This is a genomic window from Bradyrhizobium sp. DOA9 (genome assembly GCF_000617845.2).
In the GTDB taxonomy this organism is placed as follows: domain Bacteria; phylum Pseudomonadota; class Alphaproteobacteria; order Rhizobiales; family Xanthobacteraceae; genus Bradyrhizobium.
The window spans coordinates 5,355,360-5,372,839 of sequence record NZ_DF820425.1 but is presented as its reverse complement, the minus strand read 5'-3'; the positions used below and the strand labels follow the sequence as shown (position 1 = coordinate 5,372,839).

17 protein-coding genes and 1 tRNA gene are annotated in these 17,480 nt (G+C 64.5%); 14 read left to right on the top strand and 4 right to left on the bottom strand.

What is annotated here, in order from left to right; all coding sequences use genetic code 11:
- Nucleotides 1-142: 142 nt before the first annotated feature.
- Nucleotides 143-235 (bottom strand) — tRNA-Ser (locus BDOA9_RS25190).
- A gap of 742 nt (nt 236-977) precedes the next feature.
- Here BDOA9_RS25190 and BDOA9_RS25185 point away from each other — a divergent pair.
- On the top strand, nt 978-2,537 hold the full coding sequence (locus BDOA9_RS25185; protein ID WP_025036731.1) for a porin: 1,560 nt from the start codon (nt 978-980) through the stop codon (nt 2,535-2,537).
- Nucleotides 2,538-2,659: 122 nt separating this feature from the next.
- Nucleotides 2,660-2,974: a DUF3551 domain-containing protein gene (locus BDOA9_RS36885; protein ID WP_082847871.1), complete on the top strand. Its 315-nt coding sequence runs from the start codon at nt 2,660-2,662 to the stop codon at nt 2,972-2,974.
- A 172-nt stretch (nt 2,975-3,146) separates the two neighbouring features.
- Here the strand turns inward: BDOA9_RS36885 and BDOA9_RS25180 are convergent, their stop codons facing one another.
- On the bottom strand, nt 3,147-5,645 hold the full coding sequence (locus BDOA9_RS25180; RefSeq protein ID WP_025036730.1) for a lytic transglycosylase domain-containing protein: 2,499 nt from the start codon (nt 5,643-5,645) through the stop codon (nt 3,147-3,149).
- A 225-nt stretch (nt 5,646-5,870) separates the two neighbouring features.
- Here BDOA9_RS25180 and dapA point away from each other — a divergent pair, with 225 nt between their 5' ends.
- The 4 genes from dapA to BDOA9_RS25160 are packed head-to-tail and all read left to right on the top strand — an operon-like array spanning nt 5,871 to nt 8,344.
- Nucleotides 5,871-6,761, top strand: a complete 891-nt coding sequence (dapA, locus tag BDOA9_RS25175) for a 4-hydroxy-tetrahydrodipicolinate synthase (RefSeq protein ID WP_025036729.1) — start codon at nt 5,871-5,873, stop codon at nt 6,759-6,761.
- A 50-nt stretch (nt 6,762-6,811) separates the two neighbouring features.
- Nucleotides 6,812-7,225, top strand: coding sequence for a large conductance mechanosensitive channel protein MscL (mscL, locus tag BDOA9_RS25170; RefSeq protein ID WP_025036728.1), 414 nt, complete (start codon nt 6,812-6,814; stop codon nt 7,223-7,225).
- A 59-nt stretch (nt 7,226-7,284) separates the two neighbouring features.
- Entirely contained in the window at nt 7,285-7,758 is a 474-nt protein-coding gene (smpB, locus tag BDOA9_RS25165) for an SsrA-binding protein SmpB (protein WP_025036727.1), read from the top strand.
- 4 nt (nt 7,759-7,762) lie between these two features.
- On the top strand, nt 7,763-8,344 hold the full coding sequence (locus BDOA9_RS25160; RefSeq protein WP_025036726.1) for a peroxiredoxin: 582 nt from the start codon (nt 7,763-7,765) through the stop codon (nt 8,342-8,344).
- A 214-nt stretch (nt 8,345-8,558) separates the two neighbouring features.
- Here the strand turns inward: BDOA9_RS25160 and BDOA9_RS25155 are convergent, their stop codons facing one another.
- Together BDOA9_RS25155 and BDOA9_RS25150 are read right to left on the bottom strand one after the other, a co-directional pair.
- Nucleotides 8,559-9,233 (bottom strand): uracil-DNA glycosylase, encoded by a 675-nt coding sequence (locus BDOA9_RS25155; protein ID WP_025036725.1) that lies wholly within the window; start codon nt 9,231-9,233, stop codon nt 8,559-8,561.
- The gene (locus BDOA9_RS25150) at nt 9,214-9,858 is read right to left on the bottom strand and encodes a LabA-like NYN domain-containing protein (RefSeq protein ID WP_025036724.1); all 645 of its coding nucleotides are present in this window, start codon (nt 9,856-9,858) and stop codon (nt 9,214-9,216) included. The genes BDOA9_RS25155 and BDOA9_RS25150 overlap by 20 nt, the downstream gene beginning before the upstream one ends.
- Before the next feature lie 329 nt (nt 9,859-10,187).
- Here BDOA9_RS25150 and rpoZ point away from each other — a divergent pair, with 329 nt between their 5' ends.
- The 8 genes from rpoZ to BDOA9_RS25110 all read left to right on the top strand — a co-directional run bounded on the left by rpoZ (nt 10,188) and on the right by BDOA9_RS25110 (nt 17,466).
- Nucleotides 10,188-10,580: a DNA-directed RNA polymerase subunit omega gene (gene rpoZ / locus BDOA9_RS25145; protein ID WP_007603391.1), complete on the top strand. Its 393-nt coding sequence runs from the start codon at nt 10,188-10,190 to the stop codon at nt 10,578-10,580.
- A gap of 204 nt (nt 10,581-10,784) precedes the next feature.
- On the top strand, nt 10,785-13,073 hold the full coding sequence (locus tag BDOA9_RS25140) for a RelA/SpoT family protein (protein WP_025036723.1): 2,289 nt from the start codon (nt 10,785-10,787) through the stop codon (nt 13,071-13,073).
- A 44-nt stretch (nt 13,074-13,117) separates the two neighbouring features.
- Nucleotides 13,118-13,870 carry a pyridoxine 5'-phosphate synthase gene (locus BDOA9_RS25135; RefSeq protein WP_025036722.1) on the top strand — a complete coding sequence of 251 codons (753 nt, stop codon included), beginning with the start codon at nt 13,118-13,120 and terminating at the stop codon, nt 13,868-13,870.
- Nucleotides 13,867-14,286 (top strand): holo-ACP synthase, encoded by a 420-nt coding sequence (acpS, locus tag BDOA9_RS25130; RefSeq protein WP_025036721.1) that lies wholly within the window; start codon nt 13,867-13,869, stop codon nt 14,284-14,286. The genes BDOA9_RS25135 and acpS overlap by 4 nt, the downstream gene beginning before the upstream one ends.
- A 249-nt stretch (nt 14,287-14,535) precedes the next feature.
- Nucleotides 14,536-15,300: a signal peptidase I gene (lepB, locus tag BDOA9_RS25125; RefSeq protein WP_025036720.1), complete on the top strand. Its 765-nt coding sequence runs from the start codon at nt 14,536-14,538 to the stop codon at nt 15,298-15,300.
- Nucleotides 15,297-16,148: a ribonuclease III gene (gene rnc, locus BDOA9_RS25120; RefSeq protein ID WP_025036719.1), complete on the top strand. Its 852-nt coding sequence runs from the start codon at nt 15,297-15,299 to the stop codon at nt 16,146-16,148. The genes lepB and rnc overlap by 4 nt, the downstream gene beginning before the upstream one ends.
- Nucleotides 16,138-17,064: a GTPase Era gene (gene era, locus BDOA9_RS25115; protein WP_025036718.1), complete on the top strand. Its 927-nt coding sequence runs from the start codon at nt 16,138-16,140 to the stop codon at nt 17,062-17,064. The genes rnc and era overlap by 11 nt, the downstream gene beginning before the upstream one ends.
- Before the next feature lie 21 nt (nt 17,065-17,085).
- Nucleotides 17,086-17,466 carry a hypothetical protein gene (locus BDOA9_RS25110; RefSeq protein ID WP_025036717.1) on the top strand — a complete coding sequence of 127 codons (381 nt, stop codon included), beginning with the start codon at nt 17,086-17,088 and terminating at the stop codon, nt 17,464-17,466.
- Nucleotides 17,467-17,480 lie beyond the last annotated feature (14 nt).

Genomic DNA, 17,480 nt, shown 5'->3' with positions numbered 1-17,480 from the left:
CCCACATATATCAGGAGCGCACACCGGGCGCGGGCTCGCCGCGCTCATCCTTGCGCGGAACTTTCGTGCCGACGTCGCCCACCGCTTTTCCGCTGAATGCGCGCGGAGATCTTGATTCTGCTTACGGGATTCTGGCGGCGGGTGGCGGAGAGGGAGGGATTCGAACCCTCGATACAGCTTGAGACCGTATGACGCTTTAGCAAAGCGTTGCCTTCAGCCACTCGGCCACCTCTCCGGTGCGAGCCTTATGCATCTATTTGCTCGGGCTGGTCAATTTGGAAGCGTGTGTTTTCGCTCGAATATTCCCAGTGATTTGCGAAACAAGGCGGTCTTGTTCTCGGGCGAGGGCATGATGGTGAATTCGCAAGGAAATTCAAAGGCGGAACGGAGGCTGGCACTTCTGCATCCTGGCTCGCCGCTGTCCGGCCCGATCCATCCCGCGGCCGAGACCTTCGTATAGAGAGTGTGACCCCGACGCCCGAGGCAGTGCAGGGCACCTGCTTGCAATCAAATTGCGCGGCGACGAGGCGTTTGATCCGCCCATTGAGTCTGCTTCTGATTCCACGATTCGAGCTGCGTCAAAGCCAGTTCCCGCGCAGGTCTCGCGTGCGGCGCCTCACATGGGGAACTTTGGTGACGTTTGGAACCGCTCAAAAAACATCAATGTAAACAAGATGTTACGAGGGCGGTTTGATCACATCTGCGTGTTATTTGTGCAACACCCGTTGGAAAACACGCTTCATCGGCCCGTTTCGGAGCGTTCTCTTGTTGTGTGTGCAAGGACGTTCGGTAATTGTGACTGAGCGACGGAGGGGGGCATCCCGAGGTCGTCCCGTTTAGGTCATTCGCTTAAGTCCCTCGCGTTCATGCGGGTGTGTCCGAAGGCGCGAAGGGGCCGAAAGCGGTGATTTAGAGGGGGTTGGGGAATTGGCCGTCCGGTCAGTGACCTTCCCTGAAGAGCAACTTGGAGGTTTAACATGAAGTTGGTTAAGAGCCTTTTGCTCGGCTCAGCGGCGGGTCTGATCGCCGTGGGCGGAGCTCAGGCAGCCGATCTCCCCGTGAAGGCCAAGGCGGTCGAGTACGTGAAGATCTGCTCCCTGTACGGTGCTGGATTCTACTACATTCCGGGCACTGACACCTGCATCAAGCTCGGCGGCTACGTCCGCGCTGACGCGCTCGCGAACACCAATTCCGACTACGGCATTGGCCAGGGCGCTCCGGCGGGCGGCAAGAATCGCTTGAGCGGCTACTACACGACCCGCGCTCGTTTCGACTTCAACGTCGATACGCGTACGGCGACCGAGTATGGCGTGGTGCGCACCTACGCCGACGTGATCTTCTCCTGGGATACCCCATCCGTCACCGGCTCCGGCGGCGGCACCACGGCTCCGACCGGCTCGGCCTCGCTCGGTCTGTACCACGCGTTCATCCAGTTCGCCGGCTTCACCTTCGGCCGCACGGTCTCGATCTTCGACGCTCCGTGGCAGAGCTATCCGGCTGGCGGTCCCGACTTCCTGCCGGGCGGCACCAACTGGGTCACCGGTATCAACCAGGTCGCCTACACGGCGGATTTCGGTCAGGGCATCACCGCTTCGGTGGCCTTGCAGGATCAGTCGACCGGCGCAGGCGGTCAGTCGAACCTCTGGAACGCTTCGGCCTTCGCGGCCGCCGGTTCTGTTAGCAGCGCGGGCGTCGTGACTGTGACCCCGGCAGCGACGGTTGCGGCTGCGGCCCTCATCCAGGGCCAGTACGGTGTGTCGGACTGGGGTGGCACGCGCGTTCCCGACATCGTCGGTGCGGTTCGCGTCGACCAGGCCTGGGGTCTGGCCCAGTTCTCGGTTGCGGCGCATAACATTCACTCGGGCTACTATGGCTCGACTGAAGTCACGAACCATCCCGCCGACAAGTGGGGCTGGGCTGTTCAGGGCGCATTGTCGATCAAGAACATCCCGACCGGTGCGGGTGACTCGATCAACTTGCAGGCCGTCTATACCGACGGTGCCTCGCACTACAACTTCCAGAGCTTGTTCCCGCAGACGTTGTTCATGTACGGCGGTAGCGGCATCGGCGCGTATCAGAGCCTCGGCTTCGCTGGTATCGCGGATGGCGTCTACGGTACGATCGGCGGCGTCGGCACTGGGATCGACACTGTCAAGACCTGGGGCTTCCGCGGTGGTTACACCCACAACTGGACCCCGAACTGGGCATCGGGCATCTACGGCGCCTATGCTCAGCTGAAGTACGGTGACACTGGCAAGACCCTGATCTGCAACAACTTCAACGCTGTTTGGGGTGCCACGGCCACCTGTAACCCCGACTTCAACCTCGCGGTTGTCGGCGGCAACGTGGTCTGGACCCCGGTCAAGGGCCTCGCCTTCACGACCGACGTGAGCTACGTCTGGCTCGACCAGAAGTACTCGGGCACGATCGCGGGTGCTGCTACGGCGAACTCGGCGGTTGCGAAGCCGGCAGCGACGTATGAGCTGAAGGACCAGGGTAACCTCCAGGTTCTGTTCCGCGCTCAGCGCACCTTCTAAGATCAATCTTCCGGTTGATCAGAGAACCCCGGCAGGAAACTGCCGGGGTTTTTATTTGCGGGTCATGGAGCTGGCACCTAAAAGGCGGATCGTTCGAGACTGCCGTAAGGGAGCTTCCGACCATGAACATTTCGACCAACTGGCGGCAGATGTTGAGTGTGGCCGCCGCGACATCGATGATTGCCGGGGTTACGGCCGTGTTGGCACCGGCAGCAGCCGAACCCTTGGACCCCAATTATCCCGTGTGCCTCCAGCAATGGGAGTGGGGCGGCAGCAACCGGATTTACTGCAGCTACCGATCCTGGGAGGATTGCAAGGCGTCTGCGATGGGATTGCCGGCGATGTGCCTTGCGAACCCATACTGGTCTCCCCAGCCGGGCTCGGTCCGCCCGGTCCGCCCACCTCATGGCCGGTCCGTCCCCGACCGGATGTGGTGAGGAATTCTGCGATCGAGGCGCTTCGCGCTTGCGTGCGCGCCGGGCCACGGCCTGAAGGCGCTTACGATGAGTCGTTATCGCGCTCCGGATCATCGCCCCAGGATGTCTTTCGGAAAACCGCTGCGCAGTTTTGCGGATCCTGCCCATGGGCAGGGTCTGCCTGATCGACCCGCTATTCCACGCTGCCGGCGCCGCGGCGCAGGTCGGCTTCGATCTGCAGGCGGGTGCCGCCGCCGAAGCGGGCGCGGTAGACCTGAAGGTTCTCCATGATCCGCTGCACGTAATTGCGCGTCTCGGAGAAGGGAATCAGCTCGACCCAATCGACGGCGTCGACCTTGGGGTCGCGCGGATCGCCGTAACGCTCGACCCATTTCCTCACGCTGCCGCGGCCGGCGTTGTAGGCGGCGAAGGTCATGATGTAGGAGCCGCGATAATCCTCGAGCAGTCCGCCGAGCTCGGCCGAGCCGAGCGTGGCGTTGTAGACCGAATCGTTCTTCAGCCGCCCCAGGTCGTAGGTCGCGCCGTGGCGCTTGCAGACGTAGCGGGCGGCATCCGGCGTCACCTGCATCAGCCCGTAGGCCTGCGCCGGCGAGACCACCGAAGGGTTGAATGCGCTCTCCTGCCGCGCGATGGCGTAGATGATGCTGCGCTCGACTTCGGGGCCGATCGGCGTGAATTGCGGAATGCCGTTGACGGGGTAGGCATAGAAGTCGAACGGCAGGCCGCGGTTGAGTGCGCCCTTGCCCAGCAGCAGCATGCCGCGCGCATCGCTGTAGCGCTGCGTCAGCTCGCCGAGGCCGGCAAGCGCTTCGGGATCGCCGTTCTCGCCCATGTCGGCGAGCATGGGCACCGCGAGCTCGCGCTCGTCGAGTTCGTAGAGCAGTTGCGCGGCGCGTACGATCTCGAGCCGCTCGGCGCCGCGACCGCGCGGCTGGCTGTTGAGCTCGATCTGGGGCAGGCCGAGCTTGGCGCGCGCGAGCTGGCCGTAATAGCTGGTCGATTGCTCGGCCGCGCGCGCATAGGCGTTGCGCGCCTCCTGCTGGCGGCCCATCGCCTCGGCAGCGCGGCCCTGCCAATAGCCGGCACGGGCCAGCGCGGTGGGATTGACGCTGCCGACCCCGATGCGGGCGAAATGCTGGGCGGCGGTCGCGGGATCGTTGAGGAAGCGCAGCGCGATCCAGCCGGCGGTGAATTCCTGCTCGGTCTTGTAGATGTCGCGCGAGGGCAGGGCGGCATCGCGCGCGATCAGATAGGCGCTGCGGAACTCCTCGGTGTCGATCATCTTGCGCGCCAGCAGGCGCCGCTCGATCCACCATTCGTCGAGATTGTGGAGGCGACCCGGATCCTTCGGCGCGGACAGCATCAGCTGGGCGGCTTCAGTGAACTTCTCCTCGCGACGCAGCAGCTGGATCTTGCTGAAGATGAAGCCGGGATCGCCGTGCAGCTCGCGCGGCACCGCATCGAGCAGCGCCCGCGCGTTCGGTGCCTTCTTGACCGCGGCGATGCGGGCCTTGGCGAGCGCGACATAGCCGGCACCGAGGCGCTTTGCCGCGCGCAGCGCCGCCTCGTTCTCGCTGCCGTAGAGCAAATTGTCCATCCGCGCTTTCTGGTCGCCCGGCGTCAGCAGGGCGCCGAACTGGTCCAGCGCGTTGTTCTCGGTGTCCTCCGACATGGGATCGCCGCGCCAGGCCTCACGCACCAGCCGCTCGGCATTGGCGCGGTCGCCGCGCGCCAGCATCGCCCTGGCCAGTGTGAAGCGGCCCTTGGCGGAGATCGGCGATTCGTGCTCGAACCACGACCACGCGACCGTTTCGTCGCGCCTGTCGTCCCACATCGCAGCCTCGAGGCGACGGCGCAGGAAGGTCTGCGACGGCCAGCTCGGATTGGCGGAGAGGAAGGCGCGATAGCGCTCCACCGTCGCGCCGTTGTCCTCGCTGCGCAGGATGATCCATTCGGCGAGCTTTCGCGCGACGGGATCGGAGATGCCGGCCGCGGCATTGGTGGCGTCGCCGGCCTTGCGCTTGCGCACGAGCTCGATGACGCTCTCCAGCGTGTCCTTGTCGGCTTGCGACGTCGACGAGGTCGCCGCGACGGCGGCCGGGATGACCGGCTTGCGCGGCGTTGCGTGCTGGCGGGTTGCAGGCGCCAGCACGGGAGCTGCGGCCGGTCTGGCGGGTGCCGGCGCAGTCGGCTTGATGGTGGCCGTCACGGCCGGGGCTGCCTTGGGCGGCGAACCGCTCGCAGTCGGGGCTGCCTTTGGCGCGGCTGCAGGGACCGCAGGCTTGGGTTTGTCTTTGGGCTTGTCCTTCGCCGGTTCGCTGCTGGCGTCCTTGGCCGCGTCCGGCTTCTTCGCGGCGTCCTTGGCGGGGGTGCCAGGCGCACTCTTGCTCGCAGCCTTCGCAGCGTCCTTGCCGGTTCCCTTGCCAGTTCCCTTGCCAGTTCCCTTGCCAGTTCCCTTGGCTGTGTCCTTCGCTGGTTCCTTGGCCGATTCCTTTGTCGATCCCTTGGTTGCGCCCCTCGGCGCGTCCTTGGCGGCCGGCTTGGCGGGATCCTTGGTCTCGGCGGCCGTCTCGTTGGATTTGGCGAGGGCGGCGCAGCCCATCGACAGCCCGGCCACCAGGCACACGGCCATACCCAGGGATCGCCATGCGGCACGAGCAAAGGAGGTCACGGCGTTTCGTCGCCCCGAATCAGTGAAGTGGCTCAAGACCTAGCTGAATTTGCTTGAATATGCGGAGAAAATACCAACAGCCGCTTACCTCGGGCCGATTTGCACCAGCACCGCGGCAAAATCGCGGCCTAAACCCAGCCTCGCGCAGACCGCAGGCCTTTTACCGGCCGGATAGACCCGATATGAAGGGGGCTTGCTCAAGAAAGCCGCGTACGGAGGAAGTCCATGGCAGCCAAGACGAAATTCCGAGGATCGTTCACCGCCTTGGTCACCCCGTTCAAGAACGGCGCGCTGGACGAGGCGGCGTTCCGCTCCCTGGTCAACTGGCAGATTTCCGAGGGCACCAATGGCCTCGTTCCGGTCGGCACCACCGGCGAGAGCCCGACGCTCAGCCATGACGAGCACAAGAAGGTCGTGGAATGGTGCATCGCTGAAGCCAAGGGCCGCGTCCCCGTCATCGCCGGCGCCGGCTCCAACTCGACCAAGGAGGCGATCGAGCTTTCCCAGCACGCCGAAAAGGCGGGCGCGGACGCCGTGCTGATCGTCACGCCCTATTACAACAAGCCGACCCAGGAAGGGATGTACCAGCACTTCAAGGCGATCAACGATGCGATCGGGATTCCGATCATCATCTACAACATCCCGCCGCGCTCGGTGATCGACATGTCGGTCGACACCATGAAGCGGCTGTGGGAGCTGAAGAACATCGCCGGGGTCAAGGACGCTACCGCCAGCATGGTTCGCGTGTCGCAGCAGCGCGCCGCGATGGGCGAGGACTTCAACCAGCTCTCCGGCGAGGACGCCACCATCATCGGCTACATGGCCCATGGCGGCCATGGCTGCATCTCGGTGACATCGAATGTCGCGCCGCGCCTGTGCTCGGAGTTCCACGCGGCCTGGCAGAAGGGCGACACCAAGGCGGCGCTCGCGATCCACGACAAGCTGATGCCGCTGCACAACAACCTCTTCATCGAGAGCAATCCGGCGCCGATCAAGTACGCGATGTCGCTGCTGGGCAAGCTGGACGAGACGCTGCGGCTGCCGATGGTCCCGGTGTCCGAGCCGACCCGTGTTGCCGTGCGCAGCGCGATGGTTCACGCCGGCCTGATCAACTGACGCATTAGCTTGGGGAGCCTTTCATGAGCGTCGAGGATAAGGGCGCGCGGATGCTCAAGGAGTTTCGCGAATTCGCCATGAAGGGGAACGTCGTCGATCTCGCGGTCGGCGTCATCATCGGCGCGGCCTTCGGCGCCATCGTCACCTCGCTGGTCGGCGACGTCATCATGCCGATCATCGGTGCCGTCACCGGTGGCCTCGACTTCTCGAACTACTTCATCCCCTTGTCGAAGGCGGTCACCGCCACCAACTTGGCCGATGCGAAAAAGCAAGGCGCCGTCCTTGCTTACGGCAGCTTCCTGACGCTCACGATCAACTTCATCATCGTCGCCTTCGTGCTGTTCCTGGTGATCCGCGCCATGAACACCTTGAAGCGCAAGGAGGAGGCGGCGCCTTCCGCTCCGGCCAAGCCGTCGGCCGAGGTGGAGCTGCTCACCGAGATCCGCGACCTCCTGAAGAAGTGACGCGCGGGCTTCATCCGAACTGTTAGCTTTGCTGCGCATCTCGATCAGGTTGCCACGTCATGGCCGATAAAAATGAACGTCCGATCAAGGTCATGGCGGAAAACCGCAAGGCCCGCTTCAACTACGCCATCGAGGACACGATCGAGGCGGGCATCGCGCTGACCGGCACCGAGGTGAAGTCGATCCGCAACGGCAAGAGCACGATCGCGGAATCCTATGCCGATTCCAAGAACGGCGAGATCTGGCTGATCAACGCCACCATTCCTGAATATCTGCAAGGCAACCGCTTCAACCACGAGCCCAAGCGGCCGCGAAAGCTGCTGCTGCACCGCCGGCAGATCAACAAGCTGATCGGCGCGGTCGACCGCGAGGGCATGACGCTGATCCCGCTCAAGCTTTACTTCAACGAGCGCGGCCGGGCCAAGCTGCAGCTAGCAGTGGCAAAGGGCAAGAAGCTGCACGACAAGCGCGAGTCGGAGAAGAAGCGCGACTGGAGTCGGGAGAAGGGCCGGCTGCTGCGGGCGAGGGGATGACGAGATGAATCAACGGAACCTGCTCGAGGTAGACTGGAGCCAGATTCCCGCGCCTGCCGACGACGGCGCCGCCGCGCATCTCGAGGGCATGACGTTGCCGCCGATCGGCCTGCGCGCGACCGACGACACGTCGGTCACGCTGTCGGCGCTGCGCGGCCGCACCGTGGTGTTCGCCTATCCCCGCACCGGAGAGCCCGGCAAGATCGCGCTGGTCGACGATTGGGACATGATCCCCGGAGCGCGCGGCTGCACGCCCCAGACCTGCGCATTCCGTGACCTCTACGCCGAGCTGAAGGCCGCCGGCGCTTCGTACGTGTTCGGCCTCTCGACCCAGAGCAACGACTACCAGATCGAGATGGCCTCGCGTCTGCATCTGCCGTTCCCGGTGCTCTCGGACGAGAAGCTGGCGCTGACGCGCGCCTTGAAGTTGCCGACCATGGAGGTCGCGGGCCTGACGCTGATCAAGCGCCTCGCGCTTGTCATCGACGACGCCAGGATCACGCACGTGTTCTATCCCGTGTTTCCGCCCGACCGGAACGCCGGCGATGTGCTGGCCTGGCTCAAGGCCAATCCGGCCAGGGGCTAGACTAGATCGCCGCCTAAGGCTGATGAGGTTTGGTTGAATCGAGCCCCGATGGGGCACCTCTCCCGTAGGGAGAGGTCGGATCGCATCGAAAGATGCGATCCGGGTGAGGGGATTTGGTCTCACTGGACGCCGCGGCCCCTCACCCGGATTGCTGCGCAATCCGACCTCTCCCCGCCGGGGAGAGGTGAACCCCGCACGACCGACCGGTCTAGGCCTAGTCGAGATCCGCCTTCACCTTCGCGAACACGGATCTGAACATATCAGGCGTCAGCACGCCGGTGTTCGTGTTGTAGCGGGAGCAGTGATAGCTGTCGTAGAGCCTGAACCGGCCTGCCTGATGCACCGCGCCGTGGCCGAAGGGCGCTTGCGAGGCCTTCAGGTTCAGCGGCTTGAGCACGCTATCGTGCGCAATCCGCCCGAGCGCGACGATCGCGCGCAGGTTCGGCATCGTCGCCAGATTGGCCACGAGGAACTGGCGGCAGGTGTTGATCTCGACCGGCAGCGGCTTGTTCTGCGGCGGCACGCAATGCACGGCATTGGCGATCCGGCAGTCGACGAGTTTCAGTCCGTCGTCCGGGCGCGCCTGATAAGTGCCCCGGGCAAAGCCATATTCGATCAGCGTGGCATAGAGCAGGTCGCCGGCGTAATCGCCCGTGAACGGGCGCCCCGTGCGGTTGGCGCCCTGCATTCCCGGCGCGAGGCCCACGATCAAAAGGCGGGCCTTGACGTCGCCGAAGGGCGCAACCGGGGCATTGTGCCACGACGGCTCGCGCGCGCGGTTCGCCTCGCGAAAGGCGACCAGGCGCGGACAGAGCGGGCAGTCACGGTCGGGAACGATTGTGAGAGGCTGGCGGCTCGACCGGGCCGCCTCACTCCTCGAAATCGTCATCGCCCCTCGGCGCCATCGTGGTCGCGCGCTGGAGGAATTGCGGGGCGTGGTGACGTTCGCCGCGCTCGCCGCGGTCACGCGGGGCGGGGCGCTCGGAGGGATCGCGGCCGAGCTTGGATTGCAGCTCGACGAGATCGGTGAAGACGTCGGCCTGGCGGCGCAGCTCGTCGGCGATCATCGGCGGCTGGCTGGCAATGGTGGAGACCACGGTGACCCGCACGCCGCGGCGCTGGACGGCCTCGACCAGCGAGCGGAAGTCGCCGTCACCCGAGAACAGCACCATCTGGTCGATGTGCTCGGCGAGCTCCATGGCGTCCACGGCGAGCTCGATGTCCATGTTGCCCTTCACCTTGCGGCGGCCGGAGGCGTCGATGAACTCCTTGGTCGCCTTGGTGACGACGGTGTAGCCGTTGTAGTCCAGCCAATCGATCAGCGGGCGGATCGAGGAATATTCCTGATCCTCGATGATCGCGGTGTAGTAGAAGGCCCGCAACAACGTCCCGCGGCTCTGAAACTCCTTCAGCAGGCGCTTGTAGTCGATGTCGAAGCCGAGGGTTTTCGCCGTCGCGTAGAGATTGGCCCCGTCGATGAAGAGCGCGATCTTGTTGGTAGGAGAAGGTGACATTCAGTTTGCTCGCGTAGTGTTCGTGATTGATCGTTTTTTGTTGGCGCGGCGACAGCAGGCCGCGCAGTTCTAGAGTGCCGCAGAGACCCGTCGAAACCGCAAATCCGGAGAAGTCGGGGCAATCAAGGTATAGTTATGGCGGACTTGCATACACCCGGGGACGCCCTCAATGGCAGCCCGGAAAACCACCCGTCCCAGCCCCAATGTGGGGGTAGCAGAGCCGTTTGGCGAGGCCAAATCACAAATTGGCCTTGCGAAACCGCCCCGGCCCCTATAACTAGCCCCAATCATCCACATATTTCGTCCCACCCACAACGGAGCGACAGTCCATGGCTCGCGTCACCGTAGAAGATTGTATCGACAAGGTCGACAACCGGTTTGACTTGGTCCTGCTGGCCGCCCACCGTGCCCGCATGATCTCGTCCGGTTCACAACTAACGGTTGATCGCGATAACGACAAGAACCCTGTTGTGTCTTTGCGTGAAATTGCCGAGACGACGATCTCGCCGGAGGACCTGCGCGAGGAGCTGGTCCACTCGCTCCAGAAGTTCGTCGAGGTCGACGAGCCCGAGCCGGATACGGTGCCGCTGATCGGTTCCGCGGGCGCGAGCGTCGATGCCGACGACACCGAGGTCGCCGTGGAGCGCATGACCGAGGAGGAGCTGCTGAAGGGCCTGGAAGGCCTCGCGCCTCCCGAGGAGCAGCCCGAGGAAGACGAGTAATTCCTCCATCGCGATCATCTTCTTCTTGTGATCATATCAAAGGCCCGAACCGCTGTTCGGGCCTTTGCTTTTGTTGACCTTTTCGTGGTTACCATAGCGTTGCGGTCGCGCTTGGCCCTGTCACTGAATTGATCGGACACAAGCGCGATCGGAGTTAGGATGTATGCAACGGGCCGGCTCTAGCCCGTTTGAAGGCAGGACGGCATGGTATATCGGCGCCGCAGATCCACGCAGATGCAGGCCGCAACCGAATCGGTTGCCGTGGCCCCGACTGCGCCGGTCGTGCGCCCGGCCAGGCCGCGCGCTCGCATGATGCGTCAATATGACCTCGTCGAGCGCGTCAGGTCCTACAATCCCAACACCAACGAAGACCTGCTGAACCGGGCCTATGTCTACGCCATGAAGGCGCACGGCTCGCAGACCCGCGCCTCGGGCGATCCCTATTTCTCGCACCCGCTCGAAGTGGCGGCGATTCTCACTGACCTCAAGCTCGACGACGCCACCATCGTGGCCGCGCTGCTGCACGACACGATCGAGGACACCGAGGCGACACGGGCCGAGATCGACCAGATCTTCGGACCCGAAATCGGCGCGCTGGTCGAGGGGCTGACCAAGCTGAAGCGGCTCGAGCTGGTCTCGCGCGAGGCCAAGCAGGCGGAGAACCTGCGCAAACTGTTGCTGGCCATTGCTGATGATGTCCGAGTGCTTCTGGTGAAGCTCGCCGACCGCCTGCACAACATGCGCACGCTGGATTTCGTGCCGACGGAATCGCGCCGGCGCATCGCCGAGGAGACGCTCGACATCTACGCGCCGCTGGCGGGGCGCATGGGCATGCAGGAGATGCGCGAGGAGCTGGAGGATCTGTCCTTCCGCACCCTCGACCCCGAAGCCTATTCGGTGGTGATGCAGCGGCTCGACGCGCTCGCCGAGCGCAACCGCAACCTGATCGGCGAGATCGAGGACCAGCTCTCCAACAATCTGCGCCACCGGGGCCTCGGGGCGCGGGTCTATGGCCGGCGCAAGAAGCCGTTCTCGATCTGGACCAAGATGGAGCGCAAGTCGGTCGGCTTCGAGCAATTGTCCGACATCTTCGGCTTCCGCCTCGTCGTCAGCGACATCGAGGCCTGCTATCGCGCGCTCGGCATCGTCCATACCACCTGGCCGGTCGTGCCGGGACGCTTCAAGGACTACATCTCGACGCCGAAGCAGAACGATTACCGCTCGATCCACACCACCGTGATCGGCCCCGGCAACCAGCGCGTCGAGCTCCAGATCCGGACCGAGGAAATGGACCAGATCGCCGAGCGCGGCATCGCCGCGCACGTCTTCTACAAGGAGGACGTGGGCTCGCCGACCGAATTCCTCAAGCGCGAGTCCAACGCGTTCGCCTGGCTGCGCCACACCATCGGCATCCTCTCGGAAAGCGCGAACCCGGAGGAATTCCTCGAGCACACCAAGCTCGAGCTGTTCCACGACCAGGTGTTCTGCTTCACCCCGAAGGGCAAGCTGATCGCGCTGCCGCGGCATGCCAACGTGATCGACTTCGCTTACGCCGTGCACACCGACGTCGGCAACAGCGCGGTCGGCTGCAAGATCAACGGCAAGTTCGCGCCGCTGTCCTCGGAGCTTCAGAACGGCGACGAGGTCGAGGTGCTGACCTCGGAGGCGCAGTCGGCGCCGCCCTCGGCCTGGGAAACGCTGGCCGTCACCGGCAAGGCGCGCGCCGCGATCCGCCGCGCCACGCGCACCGCGGTGCGCGATCAATATGTCGGGCTCGGCCGGCGCATCGTCGAGCGCCTGTTCGAACGCGCCAAGATCGAATACGCCGACGACAAGCTCAAGGGCGCGCTGCCGCGGCTCGCGCGCACCTCGATCGAGGACGTCATGGCGGCGGTCGGGCGCGGCGAGATCAAGGCCTCCCATGTCGCGCGTGCGATGTACCCGGACTACAAGGAGGAGCGCATCGCGCGCTACGGCGTCAAGAAGGGCCTTGCCGCCAAGCTCAAGGAGAAGGGACCCTCCGAACCGCCGCGCAGCCCGGTCGCGATCCCGATCCGCGGCATCAATTCCGAGCTTCCGGTGAAGTTCGCGCCGAACGGCGGCGCCGTCCCCGGCGATCGCATCGTCGGCATCGTCACGCCGGGCGAGGGCATCACGATCTACCCGATCCAGGCGCCGGCCCTGAAGGATTTCGAGGAGGAGCCGGAGCGCTGGCTGGACGTCCGCTGGGACATCGAGGATTCCGCGCCGCAGCGCTTCCCCGCCCGCATCAAGGTCGAGAACGTCAACGAGCCCGGCGCGCTGGCGCAGATCGCGACCGTGATCGCCGAGCACGACGGCAACATCGACAACATCAGCATGCAGCGCCGCTCGCCGGATTTCACGGAGACGACGATCGATCTCGAAGTCTACGATCTGAAGCACCTCAGCGCGATCCTGGCCCAGCTGCGCGCCAAGGCGGTGGTCGCCAAGGTCGAACGTGTTAATGGATAGGCGCATCTCGCATGCACCGTTCCTCTGATTTCGCGAGTCCTGAAATGCCCGCACCTCCGCTCCGCCTCGGCGTCAACATCGACCACGTTGCAACCGTGCGTAACGCGCGCGGCGGCCGCCATCCCGATCCGGTGCGCGCCGCGCTGCTCGCGATCGAGGCCGGCGCTGACGGCATCACCGCACATTTGCGCGAGGACCGCCGGCACATCCGCGACGAGGACATGGCGCGCCTGAAGGCGGAGATCTCCAAACCGCTCAATTTCGAGATGGCCGCAACGGACGACATGATGCGGATCTCGCTCGCCACCAAGCCGCACGCAGTGTGCCTGGTGCCGGAGCGGCGCCAGGAGGTGACGACCGAAGGCGGGTTGGACGTGGTCGGCCAGCACAACGCGCTCGCGCCCTATATCGCGCGGCTGAGCGAGGCCGGCATCCGCGTCTCGTTGTTCATTGCGGCCGATCCCGCCCAGATCGAGATGGCGGCACGGCTGCGCGCGCCCGTGATCGAGATCCATACCGGTGCCTGGTGCGATGCCGTCGTCGACGGCCACACCGACAGGGCCGAGGCGGAATGGCGGCGGATCGTGGCCGGAGTGAAGCTGGCGAAGGACGCTGGGCTCGAGGTTCACGCCGGTCACGGGCTGGACTATGCGACGGCGGAGAAGATCGCGGGCTTGCCCGAGATCGTGGAGCTGAACATCGGCTATTACATGATCGGCGAGGCGCTGTTCGTGGGGCTGGCCGAGACCGTGCGCAGCATGCGCGCGGCGATGGATCGAGGCCGGAGCCGGGCATGATCATCGGCATCGGCTCCGACCTGATCGACATCACCCGCGTCGCCAAGGTGATCGAGCGCCATGGCGAGCGCTTCCTCGACCGCATCTTCACTGCGGCCGAGCGGGCCAAGGCGGAGCGGCGGGCCAAGAACGAGAAGATGGTGGTGGCGACCTACGCCAAGCGCTTCGCCGCCAAGGAGGCCTGCTCCAAGGCGCTCGGCACCGGCATCAGGCGTGGCGTCTGGTGGCGCGACATGGGGGTGGTCAACCTGCCGGGCGGTCGGCCGACCATGCAGCTGACCGGCGGTGCCCTGGCCCGGCTCCAGGCCCTGACACCGGAGGGATTCGAGGCGCGGATCGACCTGTCGATCACCGACGATTGGCCGCTGGCGCAGGCCTTCGTCGTCATTTCGGCCGTGCCGCTGCCGAAACCTTGATCGCGGCTCGGGCGTTTTGTGATTTTCTTTATAAATCAATGCCTTATTCAGTTTTGATGCGATCCTTGATTGCGTGGCCTGCGACAACCGTCTAAAAGTCCGCGAACGCAAATCAGCCTGGGCGAATTCGGCTTTACGCCGGAATTGGCCCTCACTATCAGAATCAGGACAATCTCCATGGGCCGCGAAGCAATGGGCTGCTCGCGCCAGGAGGGCGCTCTGTGACCGCCGGCCGGAATTGAGAGAGCAATGAGCGTGACTTCAGGAACGAAAACCGAGAGCGGCGTCGGCGAAACGATCCGGGTCGTCATTCATGCTCTCCTGATCGCGCTCGTGATCCGCACTTTCCTGTTCCAGCCCTTCAACATCCCCTCCGGCTCGATGAAGGCGACGCTGCTGGTCGGCGACTATCTGTTCGTCTCGAAATATTCCTACGGCTACAGCCATTATTCGATTCCGTTCTCGCCGCCGCTGTTCTCCGGGCGGATCTGGGGCTCGGACCCCTCTCGCGGCGATATCGTCGTGTTTCGCCTGCCGAAGGACGATTCCACCGATTACATCAAGCGGGTGATCGGGCTTCCCGGCGACCGCATCCAGATGCGGGACGGGCTGCTCTACATCAACGACACGCCGGTCGAGCGGCAGCGCATGAGCGAGTATGTCGGCGAGGACCCCTGCGGGTCGGAGGGCGGCGGCATCTCCCGGGTGAAGCGCTGGAAGGAGACGCTGCCGAACGGCGTGTCCTATGAGACGCTCGATTGCGCCGACAACGGCTACATGGACAACACCAACGTCTACACCGTGCCGGCGGGCCATTTCTTCATGATGGGTGACAACCGCGACAACTCCACCGATAGCCGCTTCCTCGGCCAGGTCGGCTACGTCTCGCAGGAGCACTTGATCGGCCGCGCCCAGATGATCTTCTTCTCCATCGCCGAAGGCGAGCACGCCTGGATGTTCTGGCGCTGGCCGTGGTCGGTTCGCTGGAATCGTTTCTTCAAAATCGTCCGATGAAAGACGAAGCCAAGGACATCGCGACCCAATCGATCGAGGCGCAGGCCGGCCCCGAAGGGGAAGCCGCGACCAAGACGCCTGCAAACAAAACATCTACTGACAAGGCGCCTGCCAAGAAGAAGCGGGCAAGGAGCAGCAAGGCCAAGGGCACGGATGCGAATGCGGCGGTCGAAGCGCGGATCGGCCACAGCTTTGCCGACCCGAACCTGTTGATGCAGGCGATCACGCATGTCTCGGCGCTGAAGTCGGGGCGCAAGCGCGGCGATAGCTATCAGCGGCTGGAATTCCTCGGCGACCACGTGCTCGGACTCGTCGTCTCCGACATGCTCTATCATGCCTTCCCGAACGCCGACGAAGGCGAGCTGTCGAAGCGGCTTGCCGAGCTCGTGCGCAAGGAAAGCTGCGCCGACGTCGCCAAGTCGCTCGGTCTCGTCGACGACATCAAGCTGGGCTCGGTCGGCTCGAGTGCCGATGCCCGCCTGCGCAAGTCCATCCTCGGCGACATCTGCGAGGCCGTGATCGGCGCCGTCTACCTCGACGGCGGCCATGCGGCGGCAGCCGAATTCGTCAAGCGCAACTGGACCGAGCGCATGCACAAGCCGCGTCGTCCCTTGCGCGATCCCAAGACCGTGCTGCAGGAATGGGCGCAGGGCAAGGGACTGCCGACGCCGGTTTACCGCGAGGTCGAGCGCACCGGCCCGCATCACGATCCGCAGTTCCGTGTCGCCGTCGATCTGCCCGGCCTGGCCCCGGCCGAGGGCATCGGCGGCAGCAAGCGCGCGGCAGAGAAGGTGGCAGCGTCAGTGATGATCGAACGCGAAGGCGTCGGCGGCGGCAATGACAGTTGAAGCAAGCGGCGAGGTACCCAGCGCGACGCGCTGCGGCTTCGTCGCGCTGATCGGCGCGCCGAATGTCGGCAAGTCCACGCTGGTCAACGCGCTGGTCGGCGCCAAGGTCACGATCGTCTCGCGCAAGGTGCAGACCACGCGCGCATTGATCCGCGGCATCGTCATCGAGAACAACGCGCAAATCATCCTGGTCGACACGCCCGGCATTTTCTCGCCCAAGCGCCGGCTCGACCGCGCCATGGTCTCGACCGCCTGGAGCGGAGCGCATGATGCCGATCTCGTCTGCGTGCTGCTCGATGCCAAGACCGGGATCGACGAGGAGGCCGAGGCGATCCTCGCCAAGGCGGCCAGCGTCAATCACGACAAGATCCTCGTCATCAACAAGGTCGATCTGGTCCAACGCGAGAAGCTGCTCGCGCTGGCGCAGGCCGCCAACGATCGCATGACCTTCGCAAGGACCTTCATGATCTCGGCGATCTCGGGCGACGGCGTCGACGACATCCGCAAGACGCTTGCGGACATGGTGCCGCCGGGCCCGTTCCTCTATCCTGAGGACCAGATGTCGGACGCGCCGATGCGGCAGCTGGCGGCCGAGATCACGCGCGAGAAGATCTATCAGAAGCTGCACCAGGAATTGCCCTACCAGTCCACTGTCGAGACCGACAAGTGGGAGGAGCGCAAGGACAAGTCGGTGCGGATCGAGCAGACCATCTATGTCGAGCGCGAAAGCCAGCGCAAGATCGTGCTCGGCAAGGGCGGCGCCACCATCAAGTCGATCGGCGCGGACTCGCGGAAAGAGCTGATGCAGATCCTGGACGTGCCGGTGCACCTGTTCCTGTTCGTCAAGGTGCGCGAGAACTGGGGCGACGATCCCGATCGCTACCGCGAGATGGGCCTGGACTTCCCGAAAGAATAACCAAGAAAAGATCGGCATTCGATGAGCCTACCCACCAACGTCCAGCGCTTCGAAGCGCTGCTCTATGCATCGTTGATGCTGGACGCCGTCTCGGTCGCCGTGCAGGACCGCACGCCCAATGCCGAGGTGACCGAGCAGATGATCATGACCGGTACGTTGCTCGCCGGGGGCATGATCCTGCTGCTGCTCTATTTCGTCCGGCTGGCCGCGCATCATCGCAAGAACTGGCCGCGCTGGGTGCTGGCGGCGGCCCTCGTGCTGTCGGTGATCTCGCTCGGCCAGATCATCGGCCAGAAGGGCCTCGAGCTCGACAGCGCCATCGAGATCGTTTCCTGCGCGCTGACGACGATGGGATTGTATTTCTCCTTCAGCGGCGACGCGCAGGGCTGGTTCAACGCGTGAGGTTTGGCGCGGTG

Bases quoted from the DNA above. Each gene is read 5' to 3' on its own strand.
- BDOA9_RS25150 (WP_025036724.1), bottom strand. From the start codon at position 9,858: ATGTCACCTTCTCCTACCAACAAGATCGCGCTCTTCATCGACGGGGCC.
- mscL (WP_025036728.1), top strand. From the start codon at position 6,812: ATGCTCAAGGAGTTTCGCGAATTCGCCATGAAGGGGAACGTCGTCGAT.
- rpoZ (WP_007603391.1), top strand. From the start codon at position 10,188: ATGGCTCGCGTCACCGTAGAAGATTGTATCGACAAGGTCGACAACCGG.
- lepB (WP_025036720.1), top strand. From the start codon at position 14,536: ATGAGCGTGACTTCAGGAACGAAAACCGAGAGCGGCGTCGGCGAAACG.
- BDOA9_RS25185 (WP_025036731.1), top strand. From the start codon at position 978: ATGAAGTTGGTTAAGAGCCTTTTGCTCGGCTCAGCGGCGGGTCTGATC.
- BDOA9_RS25135 (WP_025036722.1), top strand. From the start codon at position 13,118: ATGCCCGCACCTCCGCTCCGCCTCGGCGTCAACATCGACCACGTTGCA.
- BDOA9_RS25140 (WP_025036723.1), top strand. From the start codon at position 10,785: ATGGTATATCGGCGCCGCAGATCCACGCAGATGCAGGCCGCAACCGAA.
- BDOA9_RS36885 (WP_082847871.1), top strand. From the start codon at position 2,660: ATGAACATTTCGACCAACTGGCGGCAGATGTTGAGTGTGGCCGCCGCG.
- BDOA9_RS25160 (WP_025036726.1), top strand. From the start codon at position 7,763: ATGAATCAACGGAACCTGCTCGAGGTAGACTGGAGCCAGATTCCCGCG.
- BDOA9_RS25155 (WP_025036725.1), bottom strand. From the start codon at position 9,233: ATGACGATTTCGAGGAGTGAGGCGGCCCGGTCGAGCCGCCAGCCTCTC.
- acpS (WP_025036721.1), top strand. From the start codon at position 13,867: ATGATCATCGGCATCGGCTCCGACCTGATCGACATCACCCGCGTCGCC.
- era (WP_025036718.1), top strand. From the start codon at position 16,138: ATGACAGTTGAAGCAAGCGGCGAGGTACCCAGCGCGACGCGCTGCGGC.
- dapA (WP_025036729.1), top strand. From the start codon at position 5,871: ATGGCAGCCAAGACGAAATTCCGAGGATCGTTCACCGCCTTGGTCACC.
- BDOA9_RS25110 (WP_025036717.1), top strand. From the start codon at position 17,086: ATGAGCCTACCCACCAACGTCCAGCGCTTCGAAGCGCTGCTCTATGCA.
- smpB (WP_025036727.1), top strand. From the start codon at position 7,285: ATGGCCGATAAAAATGAACGTCCGATCAAGGTCATGGCGGAAAACCGC.
- rnc (WP_025036719.1), top strand. From the start codon at position 15,297: ATGAAAGACGAAGCCAAGGACATCGCGACCCAATCGATCGAGGCGCAG.